The 19,548-nt window shown below is 63.4% G+C and carries 17 protein-coding genes; 11 read left to right on the forward strand and 6 right to left on the reverse strand.

Going from position 1 to position 19,548, the window contains the following annotated elements:
• Positions 1–198: 198 nt before the first annotated feature.
• Complete coding sequence (locus ACQY9P_RS02615; protein ID WP_421736808.1) at positions 199–771, reverse strand: DUF1003 domain-containing protein; 573 nt, start codon at positions 769–771, stop codon at positions 199–201.
• A gap of 102 nt (positions 772–873) precedes the next feature.
• Between ACQY9P_RS02615 and ACQY9P_RS02620 the strand changes: the two genes are divergently transcribed.
• Both ACQY9P_RS02620 and ACQY9P_RS02625 read left to right on the forward strand, forming a co-directional pair.
• Complete coding sequence (locus ACQY9P_RS02620; protein WP_421736807.1) at positions 874–1,053, forward strand: YegP family protein; 180 nt, start codon at positions 874–876, stop codon at positions 1,051–1,053.
• Between the two features lie 113 nt (positions 1,054–1,166).
• Positions 1,167–1,967, forward strand: a complete 801-nt coding sequence (locus tag ACQY9P_RS02625; protein WP_421736806.1) for an SDR family oxidoreductase — start codon at positions 1,167–1,169, stop codon at positions 1,965–1,967.
• On the opposite strand, the gene ACQY9P_RS02630 is transcribed toward ACQY9P_RS02625, so the two are convergent.
• On the reverse strand, positions 1,927–2,991 hold the full coding sequence (locus ACQY9P_RS02630; RefSeq protein ID WP_421736805.1) for a cell wall hydrolase: 1,065 nt from the start codon (positions 2,989–2,991) through the stop codon (positions 1,927–1,929). The two genes, ACQY9P_RS02625 and ACQY9P_RS02630, sit on opposite strands and share 41 nt — an antisense overlap.
• A gap of 439 nt (positions 2,992–3,430) precedes the next feature.
• Here ACQY9P_RS02630 and ACQY9P_RS02635 point away from each other — a divergent pair, with 439 nt between their 5' ends.
• A complete protein-coding gene (locus ACQY9P_RS02635; RefSeq protein ID WP_421736804.1) occupies positions 3,431–3,628 on the forward strand; it encodes a hypothetical protein in 198 nt (65 codons plus the stop codon).
• A gap of 50 nt (positions 3,629–3,678) precedes the next feature.
• On the opposite strand, the gene ACQY9P_RS02640 is transcribed toward ACQY9P_RS02635, so the two are convergent.
• Both ACQY9P_RS02640 and ACQY9P_RS02645 read right to left on the reverse strand, forming a co-directional pair.
• The gene (locus tag ACQY9P_RS02640) at positions 3,679–4,653 is read right to left on the reverse strand and encodes a hypothetical protein (protein WP_421736803.1); all 975 of its coding nucleotides are present in this window, start codon (positions 4,651–4,653) and stop codon (positions 3,679–3,681) included.
• 13 nt (positions 4,654–4,666) lie between these two features.
• Positions 4,667–4,996 (reverse strand): PadR family transcriptional regulator, encoded by a 330-nt coding sequence (locus ACQY9P_RS02645; RefSeq protein ID WP_421736802.1) that lies wholly within the window; start codon positions 4,994–4,996, stop codon positions 4,667–4,669.
• Between the two features lie 149 nt (positions 4,997–5,145).
• Here ACQY9P_RS02645 and ACQY9P_RS02650 point away from each other — a divergent pair, with 149 nt between their 5' ends.
• Genes ACQY9P_RS02650 through ACQY9P_RS02660 form a run of 3 tightly spaced genes read left to right on the forward strand, consistent with a single transcriptional unit; the run spans position 5,146 to position 8,355 of the window.
• Positions 5,146–5,697, forward strand: a complete 552-nt coding sequence (locus ACQY9P_RS02650; protein WP_421736801.1) for a hypothetical protein — start codon at positions 5,146–5,148, stop codon at positions 5,695–5,697.
• Positions 5,690–6,778 carry a hypothetical protein gene (locus tag ACQY9P_RS02655; protein ID WP_421736800.1) on the forward strand — a complete coding sequence of 363 codons (1,089 nt, stop codon included), beginning with the start codon at positions 5,690–5,692 and terminating at the stop codon, positions 6,776–6,778. The genes ACQY9P_RS02650 and ACQY9P_RS02655 overlap by 8 nt, the downstream gene beginning before the upstream one ends.
• The gene (locus tag ACQY9P_RS02660; protein ID WP_421736799.1) at positions 6,775–8,355 is read left to right on the forward strand and encodes a hypothetical protein; all 1,581 of its coding nucleotides are present in this window, start codon (positions 6,775–6,777) and stop codon (positions 8,353–8,355) included. The genes ACQY9P_RS02655 and ACQY9P_RS02660 overlap by 4 nt, the downstream gene beginning before the upstream one ends.
• A 275-nt stretch (positions 8,356–8,630) precedes the next feature.
• Here ACQY9P_RS02660 and ACQY9P_RS02665 read toward each other — a convergent pair whose 3' ends face one another.
• A complete protein-coding gene (locus tag ACQY9P_RS02665; RefSeq protein ID WP_421736798.1) occupies positions 8,631–9,263 on the reverse strand; it encodes an NAD(P)H-dependent oxidoreductase in 633 nt (210 codons plus the stop codon).
• Positions 9,264–9,577: 314 nt separating this feature from the next.
• On the opposite strand from ACQY9P_RS02665, the gene ACQY9P_RS02670 reads away from it, so the two are divergent.
• The 5 genes from ACQY9P_RS02670 (at position 9,578) to ACQY9P_RS02690 (ending at position 18,898) form a co-directional block, all read left to right on the forward strand.
• The gene (locus ACQY9P_RS02670; RefSeq protein ID WP_421736797.1) at positions 9,578–10,855 is read left to right on the forward strand and encodes a flagellin; all 1,278 of its coding nucleotides are present in this window, start codon (positions 9,578–9,580) and stop codon (positions 10,853–10,855) included.
• Positions 10,856–10,933: 78 nt separating this feature from the next.
• Entirely contained in the window at positions 10,934–13,198 is a 2,265-nt protein-coding gene (uvrB, locus tag ACQY9P_RS02675) for an excinuclease ABC subunit UvrB (protein ID WP_421736796.1), read from the forward strand.
• A gap of 851 nt (positions 13,199–14,049) precedes the next feature.
• On the forward strand, positions 14,050–14,775 hold the full coding sequence (locus ACQY9P_RS02680; RefSeq protein ID WP_421736795.1) for a hypothetical protein: 726 nt from the start codon (positions 14,050–14,052) through the stop codon (positions 14,773–14,775).
• A gap of 145 nt (positions 14,776–14,920) precedes the next feature.
• Positions 14,921–15,892: a reverse transcriptase family protein gene (locus tag ACQY9P_RS02685; protein ID WP_421736794.1), complete on the forward strand. Its 972-nt coding sequence runs from the start codon at positions 14,921–14,923 to the stop codon at positions 15,890–15,892.
• Positions 15,893–17,008: 1,116 nt separating this feature from the next.
• On the forward strand, positions 17,009–18,898 hold the full coding sequence (locus ACQY9P_RS02690) for a methyl-accepting chemotaxis protein (protein ID WP_421736793.1): 1,890 nt from the start codon (positions 17,009–17,011) through the stop codon (positions 18,896–18,898).
• Here ACQY9P_RS02690 and ACQY9P_RS02695 read toward each other — a convergent pair whose 3' ends face one another.
• Positions 18,899–19,534: a hypothetical protein gene (locus ACQY9P_RS02695; protein ID WP_421736792.1), complete on the reverse strand. Its 636-nt coding sequence runs from the start codon at positions 19,532–19,534 to the stop codon at positions 18,899–18,901.
• Positions 19,535–19,548: the final 14 nt, after the last annotated feature.

Here is a 19,548-nt window from a genome sequence, read left to right on the forward strand (position 1 = left end):
GGACTCGGGCGGCATGGCGCGGGTGATGTCTCTCACCAGGCGATCACCGACGCACCGTTGGCCATTTGGGGCGCCGCGTGGGGGAGGCTGCGCAGGAACTATGCAGACTTCGCGTCACGGGGTGGAGGCAGGACGTTATGATCAAATCCCTCTCTCTTTGAGAGAGGGAATCCGAACGGCCGCCCTCCCCGCCTCCCCCTACCCCCTCGCCTCTAGCTTCCCAGCCAGCGCCGCCACCTGCGCTTCCAGCCTCGCCAGGGCCTCGGCGTTCTGGCGGCTCATTTCGGCGATGTCGCGTTCGCGCAGGGCGTCCAGCTTGTCGTGCAGGTGCATGATCTCCAGCTCGGCGCGCAGGTTGACGACATAGTCGTGCTCGGCGTTCTGGCGATCCTTCAGGGCCTGGCGGTTCTGGCTCATCATGATCACCGGCGCCTGCAGGGCCGCGACGGTCGAGAGCAGCAGGTTCAGGAAGATGAAGGGATAGGGGTCGAAAGCCAGGTCGAAGCGCTTGAGCACCACGTTCAGACCGATCCAGAGCATCAGCGCGGCGCTGAAGCCGCCGATGAACCCCCACGACCCGCCCACCTTGGCGACCGTGTCGGCCAGGCGATCCCAGTAGCTGCGATCGTCATTGACCAGCGTCCGGTTCAGGCCCGTGGGGGCCTCGTCGCAGATCAGGTCGATGACGCTCTTCTGGACGTCGTTCAGCTCGACATAGGGAACGGACAGCAGCTGGCGGGACAGCTGGTCCAGGCGGTCGTCAACAGTCATTCACATTCTCCCGGGCCCATCTCGATTGACACGCCAGCCGGCGGCAAGTCACGGTCGAGGGGTCGCGCACGCGGCACATCGCATTCCGCTCTGGAGACACCCATGGCCTACAAGTTCATAATCAAGAAGGACAAGGCGGGCGAGTTCCGCGTCAATTTCGTCTACAACAGCGAAGTGATGTTCGCGACCGAGGGTTATTCGTCGAAGGCCTCCGCCAAGAACGCCATCGAGTCGTTCAAGAAGAACGGCCCCGAGGCCGAGATCGACGACCAGACCGACTGATCGGTCCTTTTCCACCCGCGCGCCTCGCCCATGGGCTTGGAGGCGCGCGGGTCTTGACCCCTCCCCGCTCTCGGCGTCTGATCGCTGATAACAAATAAGGGGAGGACGACCTGATGAGCGCCAACGGCCGCAAATCCATCTTCATCACCGGCGCCGCCAGCGGCATCGGTCTGGCCAGCGCCAAGCGCTTCGCCGCCGCCGGCTGGTTCGTCGGCCTGTCGGACATCGACGCGGTGGGGCTGAAGGCCGCGCTCACGGCCATCGGTCCCGACAATGGGGCCACCTACAAGCTGGACGTCCGCGATCGTGAAGCCTGGGACAACGCCCTGGGCGCTTTCGCCAAGCTGACGGGCGGCAAGCTGGACGTCCTGCTCAACAATGCCGGCATCGCCCGGTTCGGCGCGCTGGAGGAGCTCAGCGAGGCCGACTGCGACCTGCAGGTCGACATCAACATCAAGGGCGTGATCAACGGCGCCCGCGCGGGCCTGCCGACGCTGAAGGCGGCCGGCGGCCGGCTGATCAATGTCGCTTCATGCGCGGGCCTGTACGGCTCGCCGAAGCTGGCGGTCTATTCGGCCACCAAGTTCGCGGTGCGCGGCCTGTCCGAGGCGCTGGACGTCGAGTACGCCGCGCATGGCGTCAGCGTCGCCTGCGTGATGCCGTGGTTCATCGAGACGCCGATCCTCAACGCCGGGGCGCAGGGCAGCAACGAGAGCATGGCCGACGCGCTCAAGAAGGGCGGGCTGGAGGTCTATCCGGTCGAGGACGCGGCGGAGGTGGTCTTCCGCGCCGCGACCGGCAAGGACCTGCACTATTTCGTGGGCAAGCGGGCCAAGCAGATGCGCTTCGCCACCAGCCACATGCCCGGAACCGTCAGGAAGCAGCTCCGGTCGAGGCCGCCGATGTCGGCCTGACGGTCTCGGCGGAGGTTTTCTCCAGCAGCGGCTTGGCCGGGGTCGGCGCGGACGCCGGCTCCTGGCCCGAGCTCAGCGGACCGCCCATGCCGTTGGACGAGACAGGCTGGATGTTGCTGACGGCGTTGGCGGCATAGACCACCGGACCGTTCAGCGGCATGCCGTCGGCCGAGATGTCGGCGATGCTCGGCGCATTGGGCAGGTCGTCCAGGGTCGAGGGACGCGGCGAGGCCGAGAAGGCCCCCGGCGCGCCGGCGCGACCGCCGAAGCGGTAGAACACGTGCATCCCCACTTGGGCCACGCGCAGCAGGCGCGGACCCCAGCCCGGCGCGACGCCGGTGGTGTGGAAGTGGGTGGCCGAGCCGACCTCGTTCATCACGGCGCCGGCCAGGGCGCGCGAGGCGATCTTCTGGGCCCGGCCCCACGCGCCGCGTTCGCGGTTGCGCTTCATCGAGCCGTCGCAGGCGAAGCTGAACTGGCAACCGACGCGGTGATAGGCGCCCTGGAACACCACGCCGCAGATCGACTTGGGGAAGGCCGGATGGCGGACGCGGTTCAGCACCACCTGGGCCACGGCGGCCTGACCGCTGGGGGTCTCGCCGCGGGCTTCGTAATAGACGGCGTCGGCCAGGCAATCGAGCTCGCGCGAGCTTTCCAGCACATTGCCGAGGCGGAAGGGCGCGGCGGCCGGATTGAACGGACCGCCAAAGCTGGCGCGCAGCATGAGCGGGCCGCTGCGGGGAACCGACAGGCTCGCGTCGCGGTTCTCCAGACGGGCCACCATCAGGGCGACCTGCCGGTCGCGCTGCGGCGCGCCCCCGGACGTATAGGGATCGTGACGGCGGGCGACGGCCAGCGCGCCCAGGTCCATCTTGGAGACGCCATTGACCAGCGCGACGTCGGAAAAGCCTTCCGAGGCGCCGTTGGCCAAGCGGGTGACGCGGGCGTGTTGGGTGGCCGTCTGGGCCAGCCCACCAGCAAGGTAAACGCCGCCCAGGGCCAGACCCGTGATGGATCCGACCAATACGGCGCCGACCAGCCCACGTGCGTCCGCACGCGTCTGCGACTTGATATACAAAACTCGTGTCCTGCGCGGCGAGGGCGAACCGCCCCCCGACAAAAGCGCCTTTAAAGACCCGGAAAACTCACTGTCGGGCAGCTCTAAAAGCGGAGGTCCGGCCGTTTCACGATGTGGCCGAAAACCTACTTATGACGGGCTTATGAACGATCTGGCGACGAGTCGCAAGCACATGCCGCAGTGCAGCATGCATTCTGAGCGAAAACGCCGCAGTCAAGATCGTTAACACCTTGATTCGCTAGAAAAACCGCTCAATCGAAAAAATTGCTTGTTTGCCGCGGCGCGAAGCATTGGGAACACTGTTCTCAAGGCTTTGACTCTTGGAACTCGACCGTAGCGGGCGCCGTTACTGAAGGCGTAAATTCACCTTCTCAAGGACCCCTCCATGCGCCTGAACCTTCTCGCCGCCCGCGCGGCTGTCGTTGCGTCAACCGCCCTGCTCCTGACCGCCTGCGGCCACAACATGGAGCAGCGCGCGGCGACCGGCGCGATGACCGGCGCCGTGGTCGCCGGCCCTGTCGGCGCAGTCGTCGGCGCCGGCGTCGGCGCGGTCGTCGACACGGCCGCCAAGCCGAAGAAATAGCCCCGGCCCCGCTCTTCCCGACGCCCGCCGGGAAGAGCGTAAAAGGACGATCACCGACCCAGTCGCGCCAGCCGCCAGCCCTCGATCAAGATCTTGCCGGCGCAGATGGCGGCCGCGACCAGGGCCGAGATCCTGAAGATGTTGTCGACCATCACCTGCAGGGTCACGGCGCCGTCGATCACGTCGACAGGGCCCGTGAAGGTGACCAGCGGCATCTGACGCCACAGGACCCAGGCCAGGGCGATGCCGGCGATCGACAGCACGATCTCGGCGACGGCGCGCGGCGCGATCCAGGCCGGGCGGATCACCAGGATCAGGCCCGAGATCACCTGGCCGATGGCCAGCAGCAGGATCGGCGTGTGCAACTGGGTCAGGACCGGCGCCAGGGTGATCTGCAAGTCGCCGTCAGGACCGAACGGCCCACGGCTGCCGGGGAAGTCCACGACGCCGGCCCACCACAGGGCGAAGAAGGTCATGAAGATGACCTCGAACAGGGCCTCGAACCGCGTGGTCTGGAACCACTGCCGCTTGGGCGAGACCTGCGGCAGATCGCGGACCTTCCAGTTGCCGAAGTCTCCCGCCTTGATCCAGCCGCGCTCGACCATCGCGCCGACGATGGTGATGAGGCCGATCAGCTTCAGGGCCGAAGGAATGAAGGCGTTGAGCGCGTGGCCGATCACCCGGCTGACATCGCCGCCTTCCGTGACGACGCCGATCACCGCCGGGATCACCGCCACGAAGGCCGCGATGGCCAGGGCCACCTTCACCGCGAAGATATAGAACGGATACAGCTCCACCCCGATCAGGGCGCGCTGCGGGCCATAGCGGCCGGCCACGGCCAGCGGATGGCCGAAGTCGCGGAACAGGGCTTCCAGTTCGGTCTTGTTCAGCGGGCGGCCCGTCTGGGCCTCGCGGTCCTCGATGCGGCTCATCAGCAGGTCGCGCAACTCGGCGATGATGTCCTGGCGTTGGGCGGCGGGTAGCAGGGCGGCGATGGCGCCCAGATAGCGGTCGAGCAGATCCATGATCCGTCCTCTCTCAGAGCAGGGGTTGCAGGGTGTCGTTGATGGAGCGCCATTCGTCGGCCAGACGGGCCAGCACGGCCTCGCCCTCGGCCGACAGGCGGTAGAAACGCTTCTTGCGCTTGTCTTCCTCGCGCCACTCGCTGGCGAGCAGGCCCTGCCCCTCCAGCCGGCGGAGCATGGGATAGAGCGCGCCTTCGTCGATCTCGACGCCCACCTGGGAGAGCGCCTGACGCAGGCTGTAGCCGTAGCGCTCGACCCGCAGCTGGGCCAGCACGGCCAGGATCAGGGTTCCTCGCCGCAGCTCCTGGCGGAGCGATTCAAAGATCTCGGTTTCAGTGGGCATGGTGTGCGCCGTATCGTGTGCGCCACATGGTGTGTGACGCACACTGTGTGTCACACAGTGAATTGAGAGTCAAACGCCTCACATCCCGATGTTCTTCGGAGACGTAGCTGTGGCGAAGCTCGCCCGAGCCGGACCCGGAGATCCCCGCCATGCGCCGCCACGCCCTCTTCACCGTCCTGGCCGCCGGCCAGAACGCGCCCCAGACCGCGCCCGACATCGCCGCCCTGCGCCTGGCCACGGCCGGCCGCTGGGAGGGCAAGCTGGACTATCTCGACTATTCGGCCAACCGCTGGTTCGGCCTGCCGATGAAGGTGCGGGTCGAGGACGGCGGCGACGGCGTCACCCTGATCCGCAAGGCCGATTTCGACGACGGCCCCAAGGTGGGCACTGTGCGGATCACCACGGTGGAGTTGCTGGACCCGGCCACGGGCCAGCAGACCTCGGCCAGCTTCCGCAAGGCCCGACCGTCCAGCCTCGACATCTACGCCCTGCGCCTGGCCGCCCCGCCGACCGACACCGCCCACTGGACGCTCATCGCCGAAACCACCGGCCGCGACGGCGACAAACCCGCCCGCCTCCGCGAAACCACCACCCGCGCCGGCGATGTGATGACCACCCTCAAGGAAGTCGACTATCTGGACGACGCGACCGAGACCTGGATCCAGCGCAACCGGTCAACGCTGAAGCGGGTTGGTGATTGAGAGGGCCACGGGCCACCCCGGTCAGACCTTGGGGTCAGCTTCATTCATCGAGCGGATCGGGCTCATCTCGGACCTTGGGAAGTTCCGCTTACGCGCCGTGATCAACGCGCCGACGACGTGGGCCCGCGAACGGGAAGCTTGGCGCTTGGGCGGCCTAAAGTCGGGAGAGCTGATCAACCGGCTGGCCGGCCAGTGGGTTCTTGTACTTCAGACCGGCTCGTTCGATGGTGGCTACAAAGGGCGGGCATGTACCATGATCGAACACAATCGACGCCGCGCATTGGCGGATCTGGTTGGTCTGGACGCCTGGAAAGGCGCTCTCGACAAACAGGGAAGATTCAACCTGCATGTCGACGTCGCCTTCGGTGTCTCCCGTGTCGGTGGTGGAGTGGAAGAGCGCGCCCGCTTTCGCATCTGTTTGAAGCGGGCTGAAGTCGTGGTGATCGTCCCGCCGACGGAGCCCGCGACAGTCGACAAGGCCACGGTGGAACGGGATTCGGGCGGCCTCTCGGTCAAGACACAGGAATCCTACGTCACTCGTACCCAGGCCGCTGCCAGCGCCCGTGCCAATGTCACTGTCGGTGCGAAGGGGGGGGTGGATGCGGGCATCTCCGCAGCCGTCAACTCGGGCGCAGATGTCTCAGCCACCTCAAGCGCGACGCTATCGCGCAACGGGACTGCTTTGGTATCGGGCCAAAGCCAGACGTTTGATGGCAACTATCGGTGGGTGATCACGCCAGCAATCGACGGAGCCATGCTCGATGGACATCCCTGGGATGCCAAGCAGAAGCCAAGAATGAAGGTCCGCGATGATCGATCCGATCGGGCTCGGCACCTGGAGCCCACCATCCGTATCCAAGTGCGCTGCCTTCGGGAAGATCTCGAGATCACCGATATCGTCCTCAAGGATACGAAGCGTTGGCAGTCGTTGGTCCGCTCGCCTACCCACCGTAACCGAGTTGCGGCCGCTGAGGCCGTTATCCGGGACCGCCTTTCTAAGGCCGGGCTCTTTCATGACCCACTCGACGAGCCGTTCTCTGAGCTCTGCCTTGCCGAGGTCTCGGTAGGAGAGGGCGCATGAATCTGGACGACGACGGGGAAGACTGGACCTTAGTCGTCGAACGCGTCCTCGTCGCTCAAACGGCAGACCTGCGGGAACTGGCGCTTTTGGCGAATGCCGACCCTGAGACATTCTATTTGGGCACTCGCCTCGACGGCGTCGACATATGTGGCCAGGATCTGCGGGGGATGCACTTCTCAGATTTGCGACTTTCCCACGTCAAACATGACGAGGGCACATTGATCGACGCGCGATGGGCGATCAGCCATGCTCGCCCGATTTCTGTCCTTATAGCTTCATATGACCGGAATCCACGCAACATTAAAGAAGAGATAGGTAGAGAAAACATAGAAGTATTCACGCTTTCGGATTCGCAAATTTTCTCAGAAAGCATAAATGCTGGTGCTTTGGGCGTAATTATTGCGTCAAATTTTGAATTATATACCGCAACCGCTTTAGCCAGAAACATCAAAGACCCACATAGCGAAGCAATTATTATTGTTTCGTCGGAGAATGCTACCGAATCAATTTCGTACTTGACCGACGCCTCGTTCAATAGAGACGCTATAATCTGCATAGCTAGCGGCTCTAGCGTACGTTCGAGCGAAAGGTCCCTTGATCGCGACGTCGCTTTGGCCCTGGGGTTTGTAGCTGAGGGTAACGCCGACCTAATCCGGCCGCACCATGGGCAATGCATCTTCATGCGGGTCATAGGTCACGGCGCGTTGCCGGTCCTGGACGCCTGCTGTCAGATCTTCGAGCGAGCTTGGTCGGCCAAGATCCAGTGTCTAGAATTGCGACTGCTGAGCGGGGACGTTCGATCCGAAAGCTCAGAAATGCTCGCAGTCGCCACTCTTTTTGACTCGCGCGTATCACATTCTTGGGTCGATCGCCCCTTCGGCCTCTACGGAATAATCGAGGTTAGGCGGCAGAACGGATACCCGACCCGTTATTGGGAAGAACAATATCAAGCACGAGTCATTTCCTCGCTCGAAGTGCTGCGCCCTTCTGAACGGCGCTCCGGACTTTTTTCCGGAATTGACAATATTTCGTTGGAGGAAGTGCGAGTCGCGAGAGGGAGGCGACGTGCAATTTCAGTTGCATGGCACGATGTCACGCAATTCTGCCTCAAGGGAGTCAGCAAGATCGCCATTGTCGAGAAGTGCGATATCGCTTGGGTCGTCTATCAGCTTGTAGAACACAACACACTCTGCGTCAGCGCCAGAGACATACTTGGAATTCCACTCGAAGATAAGATATCTACTTGGTCTATAGTCGGAAGACAACTCGATCGATTCATGGGGGGCGAAATAGGAGGTGGCGGTGCCAGGCGCCGCTACCTGGGCATCCTGTTGAAGGAGGCGGCCGCCCGCGAGCCTTCCGCGAGTACTTGGTCGGCGGTTCTGGACGATGAAACTACCTCCATCGTCGTAGACTCAATCCTTGTTGATCCGAAAAACACCATTCTCGAATTCCAGCTCAAGTTCCGCTCGCAAGGCCGGCGTAAGGTTGCTCACGCCCGCTTTACGGCTGGACCCGAGGGTCCTGTGCTAGAGATCCCGGCTGCGACAAGGAAATTCTCAGAGTTCGAGCGGTAAAGATCGTGTCGATCGGTAGATGGGCTCGCTTAAAGTGTCGCTTTTCGAGAGCTTTGAATGCCGCATTTGAGCCGAGTAGCTAGGATGGGACGTTGCCATGGCTTGTTCGGCTGAAGTTCCAGTTTCCGGAGCGGCCCCAGAGACCGCTCATGGCGCAAGGTCGCCTTTTCGGCCGCTCGGCGTGAAGTTCGCTCCCCCTCCCGGAAGTTGCCAACCTCCGCTTGCAAGCCTCCAGCGGGGCGGACGACGTCGAAACGTCGCCCGCCCCTGACGGCCTACTTCACTTCGGTCACGAACTGGTCGCGCGGGCGGCGGACCTTCTTGAGATTGACCAGCCAGTCGCCCTCGGGCTGGCGATAGCCCAGCGGGGCGATGACCACCGAGCGCAGGCCGCGTTCGCGCAGGCCCAGGATCTCGTCCAGGGCGGCGGGGTCGAAACCTTCCATCGGCGTGGCGTCGACGCCTTCGAAGGCGGCCTGGGCCAGGGCCAGGCCAAAGGCGATATAGGCCTGACGGGCGGCGTGCTCGAAATTGACCTGCGGGTCGCGCTGCGGATAGGAGGCCAGAAGCATCTGGCGATAGTTCTCCCAGCCCTCGTTGCGCAGGCCGCGCTCTGCATTGACCAGATCGAACATGTGGTTGATGCGATCGGCGGTGTAATTGTCCCAGGCGGCGAAGACCAGCAGGTGCGAGCCGTCGGTGATCGGGGTCTGGTTCCAGGCGATGGCCTTGATCTTCTCGCGGACCTCGGCGTTGGTGACCACGAAGACCTCGAACGGCTGCAGGCCGCTGGAGGTGGGCGCCAGGCGCGCGGCCTCGACGATGCGTTCGACCTTGTCTTCCGATACGGCCTTGGCCGGATCCATCTTCTTGGCGGCGTAGCGCCAGTTCAGCTTTTCAAGCAGCACGGAGAGGCCTCGTTCAGGACTAATCCCTGCATGTGGCGAGGCCGAACTAAAACCGAAACGGGTACGGTTCTTGTTTCGGCCGATGACCGCCTGCCTCCGCTCGCGGATCAGCGCTCCAGCCGCCCAGCCTCGGCCCGCCTCGGCGGCCCCGAGCCTATCCCCTGGACGCACATCCCTAGGTGGAATACAGAATCAGAGCATTAGGGATAACAGCGTTCCATCTTCGGAATTTCCGAAGTCCAGATCGCTTCAGAGCGGTCAAGATCGCGCCCTCTTGACCTGAAAGATCACAACGGAAGCCCCCGCGTCGCGTCTTGACCAGTCTTCTCACCAATAGATGGGCGTCCCTGGCGGTCCAGGCCCTGAACGCGGCGAACAAGACCCTGGTGACGGCGCAGAACCGCATCACCACGGGGCTGCGGATCGCCTCGGCCAAGGACGACGGCGCGCTGTGGGGCATCGGCCTGCGGATGAGCCACGAGGCTCGCGCCCTGGGGACCGTCAAGGACAGCCTGCAACGCGGCCAGTCGCTGCTGCAGGTGGCCTCGGCCGGGGCCGAGCAGATCGTCGACCTGCTGGCCGTGGCGCGCGAGAAGGCGGTGGCCCTGCGCGACACCTCGCTGTCGATCGAGGCCCAGGACGCGCTGCGGGCCGACATCCAGGGTCTGCGCGACCAGATCGAGCGCACGGCCCTGCAGGCCGAGTTCGACGGCAAGCGCCCCCTGGCCGACAAGCAGGTGCCGACCACCGTCACCTACACCTCAAGCAGCTATGGCGCGGCCACGCCCTCGGCCCTGACCCCGGCCTCGCTGAGCGGGTCGATCGCCCCCAGCGCCGGCGTCGCCTCCCAGACCGTGGTGCGCGACGGCGGCGCGGCGGCCGGCCGGGTCGACCTGTACCTGGACGCCTATTCGGTGCCCGACGTGCTGGAGATCTGGCAGGGCGGAACCCGGGTGGCGGCGACCGGCCAGGCCTATGTCGCCGCCGGCGCCGGGGTGGCGGCCGGGACGGCGGTGTCGGGCCAGAACATCCTCAGCTTCGACTACAATCCAGCGGCCGGGCGAAACCTGGAGTTCCGGTTCAACGAGAACGGCAGCGCGGCGGGCACGGCCTGGGCGGTGCCCGGGGTGGAGCTGCGCGCCCTCGCCTCGCCCCGTCCGGTCGCGGCGACCAGCTCCACCGTCGTGCCGGGGGTGCTGGTCTCGGCCCCGCTGAACTACGCCTTCGTCTCCGGGACCGACGGTTCGACCGAGAGCGTCTCGTCCAAGGCCCTGACCGTCAACGCCCTGGGACTGGACCGGATCGACTGGAGCCATCCCGAGGGGGTGCTGGAGAGCATCGACATCGCCGTGACGCGGGCCACCGACGCCGCTGTCTATTTCGGCCAGCGCGCCGAGGCCTTCGACGGCCTGGTCACCCAGACGGGCCAGCTGGCCGACAGCCTGACGACCGGCGTGGGCAATCTGGTCGACGCCGACCTGCCCAAGGAGAGCGCCCGGCTGCAGGCGGCGCAGAGCCAGCAGTCGCTGGCCACCACCGCCCTGTCGATCGCCAACGCCTATCCGCGCTGGCTGGGCGACCTGTTCCGCTAGCCCCTGCCGCCACCCTGCTGACACTGGCCGTCAGCAGCGCCCCTAGCCATCGACCGCCGCCGCCCTTACCTTCTGGCCATGCCCAGCACCCCGGACAACGGCGTCTCCGACGTCTCCGCCAAGTTCATTCACGACGTCGCGCTGGAAGGCGAGATGATCGGCGTCCAGACTCTGTGGACCCCGCACCGTCCCGAGCGTCCCGCCAAGTCGGAAGGCGGCAAGAAGTTCAAGCTGGTCAGCGAATACAGCCCCGCCGGCGACCAGCCGACCGCCATCGCCGAACTGGTGGAGGGCCTGCAGAACGGCGACCAGGACCAGGTGCTGCTGGGCGTCACCGGCTCGGGCAAGACCTTCACCATGGCCCAGGTCATCGAGAAGACCCAGCGCCCGGCCCTGATCCTGGCCCCCAACAAGACCCTGGCGGCCCAGCTCTACAGCGAGATGAAGAGCTTCTTCCCGGAGAACGCGGTCGAATATTTCGTCAGCTATTACGACTACTACCAGCCCGAAGCCTACGTCCCGCGCACCGACACCTATATCGAGAAGGACAGCTCCATCAACGAGCAGATCGACCGGATGCGCCACTCGGCCACCCGGGCGATCCTGGAGCGCGACGACGTGATCATCGTCGCATCGGTCTCTTGCATCTACGGCATCGGCTCGGTCGAGACCTATACGGCCATGACCTTCACGCTGGAGGTCGGCCAGACGGTCAACGAGAAGCAGCTGATGGCCGACCTGGTGGCCCAGCAGTACAAGCGCAACGACGCCGCCTTCGAGCGCGGCACGTTCCGCCGCCGGGGCGACACGCTGGAGATCTTCCCCGCCCACTATGAAGACCGCGCCTGGCGCATCAGCCTGTTCGGCGACGAGGTCGAGGCCATCGCCGAGTTCGACCCGCTGACCGGCAAGAAGACCGCCGATCTCCCCAGCATCAAGGTCTACGCCAACAGCCACCACGTCACGCCGCGCCCCACCCTGCGCCAGGCGATCATCGAGATCCGCGCCGAGCTCAAGGAGCGCCTGGCCTGGATGTACGAGAACGGCAAGCTGCTGGAGGCCCAGCGCCTGGAGCAGCGCACCACCTTTGATCTGGAGATGATCGAGACCACCGGCTCGTGCGCCGGCATCGAGAACTACAGCCGCTATCTGTCGGGCCGCAAGACCGGCGAGCCGCCGCCGACCTTCTTCGAATATATCCCCGACAACGCCCTCCTCTTCACCGACGAGAGCCACCAGACGGTTCCGCAGATCGGCGCCATGTACAAAGGCGACCGCAGCCGCAAATGGACCCTGGCCGAGTACGGCTTCCGCCTGCCCAGCGCGCTCGACAACCGCCCGCTGAAGTTCGAGGAATGGGACGCCATGCGGCCCCAGTCGGTGCATGTCAGCGCCACCCCGGCCGCCTGGGAGCTGGAGCGCTCCGGCGGCGTCTTCGCCGAGCAGGTGATCCGCCCCACCGGCCTGATCGACCCGCCGGTCGAGGTGCGCCCGGTCAGCGCCAACGGCGCCAGCCAGGTCGACGACGTCATCGACGAGATCCGCCAGACGGCCAAGAAGGGCTACCGCTCGCTGGTCACCGTGCTGACCAAGAAGATGGCAGAGGACCTGACCGAATATATCAACGAGCAGGGCATCGGCGTCCGCTACATGCACTCCGACGTCGACACCCTGGAGCGCATCGAGATCATCCGCGACCTGCGGCTGGGCAAGTTCGACGTGCTGGTGGGCATCAACCTGCTGCGCGAGGGCCTCGACATCCCCGAATGCGGCCTGGTGGCCATTCTCGACGCCGACAAGGAAGGCTTCCTGCGCTCGGAAACCAGCCTGATCCAGACCATCGGCCGCGCGGCGCGCAACATCGACGGCAAGGTGGTGCTCTACGCCGACCGGATCACCGGCAGCATGGAGCGGGCCATGGGCGAAACCCAGCGCCGCCGCGACAAGCAGCACCAGTTCAACCTCGACAACGGCATCACCCCCGAGAGCGTCAAGCGCGACATCAAGGACATCCTCAACAGCCCGTTCGAGCGCGGCGACCGCGTCACCGTGCCGATCGGCGGCCTGCACGCTGGCGACGTCGAAAAGCCCTTCACCGGCGACAACTTCAAGGCCGCCCTCAAGGACCTGGAGTCCAAGATGCGCGAAGCCGCCTCCAACCTCGAATTCGAGACCGCCGCCCGCCTGCGCGACGAGATCAAGCGCATGAAGATGATGGACCTGGAGTTTGCCAACGAGGTCCTGACCGCTCCGGGCGAGGCGGTGGACAAGTCCGCGCCCAAGCGGATCCGGCAGGAGCTGCGGGCGGAGCAGGCCGAGGCGTTTAGGAAGAGCCGGCTGTAGGACGTAGATCCTCCCCCTCCGGGGGAGGACGGCCCGAAGGGCCCGGAGGGGGCAAGTGCGCGGCTTGGCGAACCGACAGGTCACTTCGAGATCGCAGGCATCCGCAACCCGCCGCCGAGCGCGAGGGCTGTTCGAGACGGTGCCAAACGCCGTGCACCGCCATGCGCCGGGGGCGCGGATCGCGTTCAACAGGCGGCCGGAGGACAGTGATGCGGCAGCGGTGATGTGGGTGGGGCGATAGCTGGAGCTGGGCCTCCCCTCGGACGGGACTGGCCTTCCAACGATATGCCATCTTGATTGCTGTCAGATAGTCTTGTTAGCTGGGCCAATCGATCTCAAGCCTCGTGCATGGGCCAAAATATCGACTATGGAAATCGTCGCGTTACACCTTCAAATCGAAGCAAACAAAAGAAGCGAATCTGATGGTCGAGATATATTCGGCAGATCCGCCTATAATCGATATTACTATGCGACATTTCTCATAATAAGAGGAATGATATCGAGCTTCGACGCAAAGTGGTCATCGATACCACATGCAACTTATCCTGAAATTCTATCCGGCGCTATACAGAAGACGTTCAGAGATGAAAAGCGGCGCGCGGTAAAGGCATCCGATTCCGAGATGATACAAATTTGCGAACAGGCGATATCTGCTGCGAGAACCCTGTCTGAATTAATGAAAACAGGCTCAACAACCCGCGTAATAGCCGACTATCAACCGGAAGTTTCCGTGAAATTCGAAGATGCAAGCCGCTTCTCACTTCAAGGCGTAAACATAACTGAAGCCCATCAATGGCCCATTACCGCCAGAAACTTGACAGTCATCATAGATAGAGCCTGGAGGCAAATCCATGACTGACGAAGAGATAATCCAAGAAATTAAAGAAAATGATATTATAATAACTGGCGACGTTATTAGAGATCCAAATAGAGACGGAATTCTACTAATATTTGTTGAAATAAATAGAGATATAGAAAACAAGCAGCGCCCATCAAACGCTCTCCTTAGGAAGATTTCCGAAAATCTTCTATCTAAGGACGTTAATGTTGATTTCATACTTGTTGATAGAACAAAGAACGACATCGAGGCCGGCGCTCGTGCAAGCCTAATACATTCATTTGGGGATCTGATAAGAAATTCATTTCTCTCCATGACAGACAAAACCGTTAGCGTTTGGATCGATGTAAAAAGAGACATCACTTCCGAAGAAGCCAATAAAATTAGAGGAAAGATGAAGTTATATTTTGATAGCTTCGAACTGAATTTCCTCGATATCTTTCTCACAAAGAGAGAAAACACGCCAGCTAAATTGGCCTGCTTGAGAAATCTGCGAACAATATCCCCAGCAAGCGTGAAAGATTTGTCAGAAAAATTGGCAAAAAGTGGATTTATCGTTCCATCCGAAACTTGGCTTTCACACAGGCTCGATAGTTTGAGGAAAAGCAATCTTGTGCTGCGACTTAAAAGCGGTGCCTACGCTGTAACACAGCAAGGCCTTTCCCTTCTCGGAACCCAGAAAAATTCCCGCAGCCCAGACATAACTCGACTGCTTGATCTAGCGAGGCGAGGAGACTAGCTTGCTAGATGCGGAAGCCTCTGGCGCGGGTGTGCATCACGCCCATTTGCCAAGATCTACAATAGAAGGGCACCGGCCGTATAGCTGGCGCTCCTTCGAATCACCACCTATACGGCCGGTGCTTTACGAAAGCTTGCTTTGCTAAATGAGGCTTCCGCACCATCTCGTAAACTCGCTGTTCTTTACATTCGAGACAGTCGAGGAATTCATCACTGCTCTCGGAATCGATGCCGATTCTGCTGATGGCAGAGAAATTTTGCGGCTTAGCGAACTCGGGCTGCCGCCCATTACATCACAGACCGCCCTTGCCACGATGATCGGCATAAATCCCGGCCTAGTGTGGTCTCTTCAAAATAGGACAAGGAAATATTATCGAGAGTTCAGCATACCAAAGGGAAAAAGCCGAAGACACATCCAGGCACCGAAAATCGCCCTAAAAATTATACAGAAATGGCTTTCTATACACCTGCAGAATCGATTTTCTGCACCAAACCATGTATTTGGTTTCGTAAATGGCAAGTCACATATAGATGCCGCAAAACAACATCTTGGCGCAAATTGGATTATTTCTCTCGATATAAAGGATTTTTTCCAAACAACACCCCAGAAACTTGTCGAGATATCTCTTATATCTATGGGATATAATGAAGAATCCGCCAGTCTAATCTCAAGCATTAGCTGCCTGAACGGGTACTTGGCGCAAGGGTCCCCCTGCAGCCCGGTACTCTCCAATATTTGCTTCCAAGAAATAGACGCCCAACTCATCGCCTTGACGAAAGGCTATGATGCAAGGATCAGTCGCTATGCAGACGACGTAGTCATATCTGGCTGCGGTGATATTCCTGACGATATTAAGGAGAACGCGTCCAAAATTATTCAATCCTCGGTTTGGAATATTTCACATGAAAAAACCCTTTTAAGCAAATCTCCAGACAGATTAAAGGTACACGGCTTGCTTGTTCATGGAGATAATATTCGACTAACTAAGGGTTATAGGAACAGAATTCGCGCTATAAGACACTTAGTTTCTATTGGGCGCATACCAAAAGAAGCCGAAAATAGGGCACTTGGGCACCTAAATTACAGCAACCAAGTCGATTTAGCGGCAAAAAAGTAGATTTCCAACTCCCTCCACAATCATCCCCCGCCCCACCCCGCCCTTCATCTCATGGAGGCCGAGCGTGCCGGTCTGGACAGGTTGGTCAAGGACGGCCCTCCGGGCCGCCGCGGCGCGGCCGGTCGCAGACCGGTGTCGGCGGAGCAACCTGTCCAGACCGGCGATCGTCTCGCCGTCAGATGAAGGGCTGGCTCCCTTCGGCGCGAAGGGGGCGGGATGGCAGCGACAAGTCCTCCCCCTGAAGGGGGAGGCGGCCGGAGGCCGGTGGGGGAAGACCGCAATGACCCGGCCGCACTTCCCCCTCCGATCGCTTCGCGATCTCCTCCCCCTTCAGGGGGAGGACTTTGTGGCGCGCGCCAGCGCGACCGGAAGACCAGCAGAACGAGCATAGCGCGCACCTTATCCCCGTTCTTTCCGCCACAAACTCCAGCGAAAACAACCCCCTGTAAAATAATCGATCGCGCCAATCCTCCGCGTTCAAACCTGCCGCATACTTCTGACTGTCCCGTCGCGAGGGAGAGGGCTCTTGGATCCGGCCCGAGACGCGCGGCGTGGATGCGGTCGAGCGGGGCCGCCGGAGTCGCGGATGCGGGACCGGCCGGCTTGATGGGAGGGCGGGTGACGTAAACCCGCCTATCGGGAGGTCCGTCGGAGGACCCCCGCCCGCCCGAAGGTAAGTTCCGGGTCCTCCGGAATCGGCGAGGCTGCAGCTTCAGGGCTGGGTCCGTCGCGAGGCAGGACAAACCCGGATGGGGGCAAAGGGTTGAACGAGACCCGCGCGCCCCGGCCAGAGGGAAAACGACCGCGCGGGGCGTCAGGCTTCGTCGAAACGGTACCATAGTCACACACGCTCCGGACGCTGTCCGGGCGCCCCGCGCCTCTCCCGTTCTCACCCGCGCCGCGATCCGGCGCGGCGGCGACTGAACGGGGACGACTGCCTGGGGACGACTGACCGCCGGTTCAAGGGGAGCGAAGCCGGTCTTGTTCCCAAAATGGGTAGAAAAGACATTTTGCCACAGGGCCGTTCGGCTCCCCGTTATGGGGCCGTTAAGCCGATTGGCCGCACGACCTCAGCCCTGTATCCGCGCGATTTCGTCGGCTTTCCCAAGGGCGTCCATGACAGCTGCTTCCTCCCCCAAAACCGCTCGCGGCGGGTCGCTGGAGCGGTTCATCACCCTGATGGTCGCGGGCCTGACGGTGTTCTGCGTGGCCTCCACCGTGATCGGGGCGGTCTCGATCGAACACCAGCGGGCTTTGCGCGCGGAGGAAGCCCTGCGCGACCAGCGCACCGGGGCCATGACCACCGAGCTGGCCGTGCTGGACAAGCAGATCCAGACCGACATCATCCAGGTGCAGCAGTGGCTGACCGACGTGTCGGCCACCCGCGGCCTGTCGGGCTTGAACGACGGCTGGCAGGAAGCGGCCAAGAACGCCAAGGCCTTCGAGACCGATGTCGCCCGGGCCCGGGTGCTGGCCCGCGAGCTGGGCTCGCCGGCCTTCGACACCGCCATGGGCGAGGTCGCCGCCGCCTTCCCCGCCTATTACGCCACCGGCCAGTCGATGGCCCACGCCTATGTCGACGCCGGTCCGGAAGCGGGCAACCTGCTGATGGGCCAGTTCGACACCACCAGCCAGACCCTGGCCAGCAAGATGGAGGCGGCCACCACCGCCTTCGGCGCGCTGGAAGCCACCCAGTCGCAGCGCGACGCGGCCGTCGAGAAAAAACTGCGCGACGCCCAGACCCACGCGATGATCCTGTCGGGCGCCATGGCCCTGGGGGCCTGCGTGCTGGGCCTGGCCGTGGTGCTGATGACCCGCGCCCGCCTGCTGCGCCCGCTGTCGATCATCGGCGACTATATGGGCCGGCTGGCCGAGGGCGACTATGAGCGCGAGCCGCCGTTCCGCAATCGCAAGGACGAGCTGGGCGGCATGGCCCGCTCGATCGCCGTGTTCCGCGAGGCCGCCATTGAGCGCCGCCAGGCCCGCGAGGAGCAGGAAGGCCTGCGCGACGCCGCCGACGCCGACCGCGCCCGGGCCGAACACGACCGCCGGGCCTCGGAAGCCGAACGCACCGGCGTGGTCGCCACCCTGGCCCAGGGCCTGGGCAAGCTGGCCCACGGCGACCTGCGCGCCCGGATCGACACCCCCTTCCCGCCCGCCTTCGAGGCGCTGCGCCAGGACTTCAACGCCGCCCTGCTGCGGCTGAACGAAACCCTCACGGCGATCAAGACCGGGGCCTCGACCATGCAGTCGGGCACCGAGGAGATCGCCTCGGCCGCCGACGACCTGTCGCGCCGCACCGAACAGCAGGCCGCCAGCCTGGAAGAGACCGCCGCCGCCCTCGACGAGATCTCCGCGACGGTCAAGCGCGCCACCAGCGACGCCCGCGAGGCCGCCACCGTGGTGGCCAACGCCAAGTCCGAGGCCGAGCGCTCGGGCGACGTGGTGGCCCGGGCCGTGGCCGCCATGGGCGAGATCGAGAAGTCCTCGGGCCAGATCGGCCAGATCATCGGCGTGATCGACGAGATCGCCTTCCAGACCAACCTGCTGGCCCTGAACGCCGGGGTCGAGGCGGCCCGCGCCGGCGAGGCCGGTCGAGGCTTCGCCGTGGTGGCCCAGGAAGTGCGGGCTCTGGCCCAGCGCTCGGCCGACGCCGCCAAGGAAATCAAGACCCTGATCAGCAATTCCAGCCGCCAGGTGGCCTCAGGCGTCGACCTGGTGGGCCAGACCGGCCAGACCCTGACCCGCATCGTCGCCGAAGTGATCCAGGTCGACCGCCTGGTCACCGACATCGCCCGCTCGTCCGAGGAACAGGCCACGGGCCTGGCGCAGGTCAATACGGCCGTCAACCACATGGACCAGGTGACCCAGCAGAACGCCGCCATGGTGGAACAGACCACCGCCGCCACCCACTCGCTGCTGACCGAGGCCCGCGACCTGACCCGCCGGGTCGGCGAGTTCTCGATCGACACCGCCGCGCGTCAGGCCCCGGCCCGGGCGGCCTAGCTACTCCGCCCTGGCCTCGGCCTCGGCCTCGGCGGAGGCCTTGGCCTCAGCGGCGGCCCGGGCCTTCTTCAGGCGTTCGCGATAGGCCTCCGAGGTCTTCACGAAGCCTTCGGCGTCGCCATAGTCCAGGAAGGCCGCGTAGCGCTCGTGGCTGCCCTTGACCTTCAGGGCGTGCTTGATCGGGCACCAGTATTGCTCGGTGCGGGCCGTGATCTCGCGGGCATAGGCGATGACGCCGTTGCCATAGCCGCAATAGACGCAGTTGAGCTTCTGGACCGGGTTCAGATAGCCCAGCCGATGCCGGTCGATCACCACATAGTCGCGGCGCCGGACCCGCTCGATGCCCCAGGCGGTGAAGCAGCCCAGCTGATAGACGCTGACCGCCAGATCCATCAGGGCGATGGGAATGACCATCCCGTAGATCAGCGGCATGGTCAGCAGGGTGGGCCACGGCGTCTTGAAGAAGTCGATCCGCCGCTTGTGGCCCCGCTGGCGGGCGCGGACCTCGGGCCCGAAGCGCGGCTTGCCGCTCTTCAGGTCCAGGCCATGCGTTCCAGCCCGCGCCGCGAAGGCCGCCTCCAGCTGGTCCTCCAGCTGGCGAAGGCGGTCGATCATCGTCTCGATCGAATCGGTCATCGAAAACGCCCTCG

Origin of the sequence: Caulobacter sp., assembly GCF_965279145.1 — a bacterium.
Classification (GTDB): domain Bacteria; phylum Pseudomonadota; class Alphaproteobacteria; order Caulobacterales; family Caulobacteraceae; genus Caulobacter.

Excerpts from the sequence above, each read along its gene's own strand:
- ACQY9P_RS02690 (WP_421736793.1), top strand. The coding sequence starts at position 17,009 with ATGACAGCTGCTTCCTCCCCCAAAACCGCTCGCGGCGGGTCGCTGGAG.
- ACQY9P_RS02685 (WP_421736794.1), top strand. The coding sequence starts at position 14,921 with ATGAGGCTTCCGCACCATCTCGTAAACTCGCTGTTCTTTACATTCGAG.
- ACQY9P_RS02635 (WP_421736804.1), top strand. The coding sequence starts at position 3,431 with ATGCGCCTGAACCTTCTCGCCGCCCGCGCGGCTGTCGTTGCGTCAACC.
- ACQY9P_RS02660 (WP_421736799.1), top strand. The coding sequence starts at position 6,775 with ATGAATCTGGACGACGACGGGGAAGACTGGACCTTAGTCGTCGAACGC.
- ACQY9P_RS02680 (WP_421736795.1), top strand. The coding sequence starts at position 14,050 with ATGACTGACGAAGAGATAATCCAAGAAATTAAAGAAAATGATATTATA.
- uvrB (WP_421736796.1), top strand. The coding sequence starts at position 10,934 with ATGCCCAGCACCCCGGACAACGGCGTCTCCGACGTCTCCGCCAAGTTC.
- ACQY9P_RS02640 (WP_421736803.1), bottom strand. The coding sequence starts at position 4,653 with ATGGATCTGCTCGACCGCTATCTGGGCGCCATCGCCGCCCTGCTACCC.
- ACQY9P_RS02620 (WP_421736807.1), top strand. The coding sequence starts at position 874 with ATGGCCTACAAGTTCATAATCAAGAAGGACAAGGCGGGCGAGTTCCGC.
- ACQY9P_RS02650 (WP_421736801.1), top strand. The coding sequence starts at position 5,146 with ATGCGCCGCCACGCCCTCTTCACCGTCCTGGCCGCCGGCCAGAACGCG.
- ACQY9P_RS02625 (WP_421736806.1), top strand. The coding sequence starts at position 1,167 with ATGAGCGCCAACGGCCGCAAATCCATCTTCATCACCGGCGCCGCCAGC.
- ACQY9P_RS02695 (WP_421736792.1), bottom strand. The coding sequence starts at position 19,534 with ATGACCGATTCGATCGAGACGATGATCGACCGCCTTCGCCAGCTGGAG.
- ACQY9P_RS02645 (WP_421736802.1), bottom strand. The coding sequence starts at position 4,996 with ATGCCCACTGAAACCGAGATCTTTGAATCGCTCCGCCAGGAGCTGCGG.
- ACQY9P_RS02615 (WP_421736808.1), bottom strand. The coding sequence starts at position 771 with ATGACTGTTGACGACCGCCTGGACCAGCTGTCCCGCCAGCTGCTGTCC.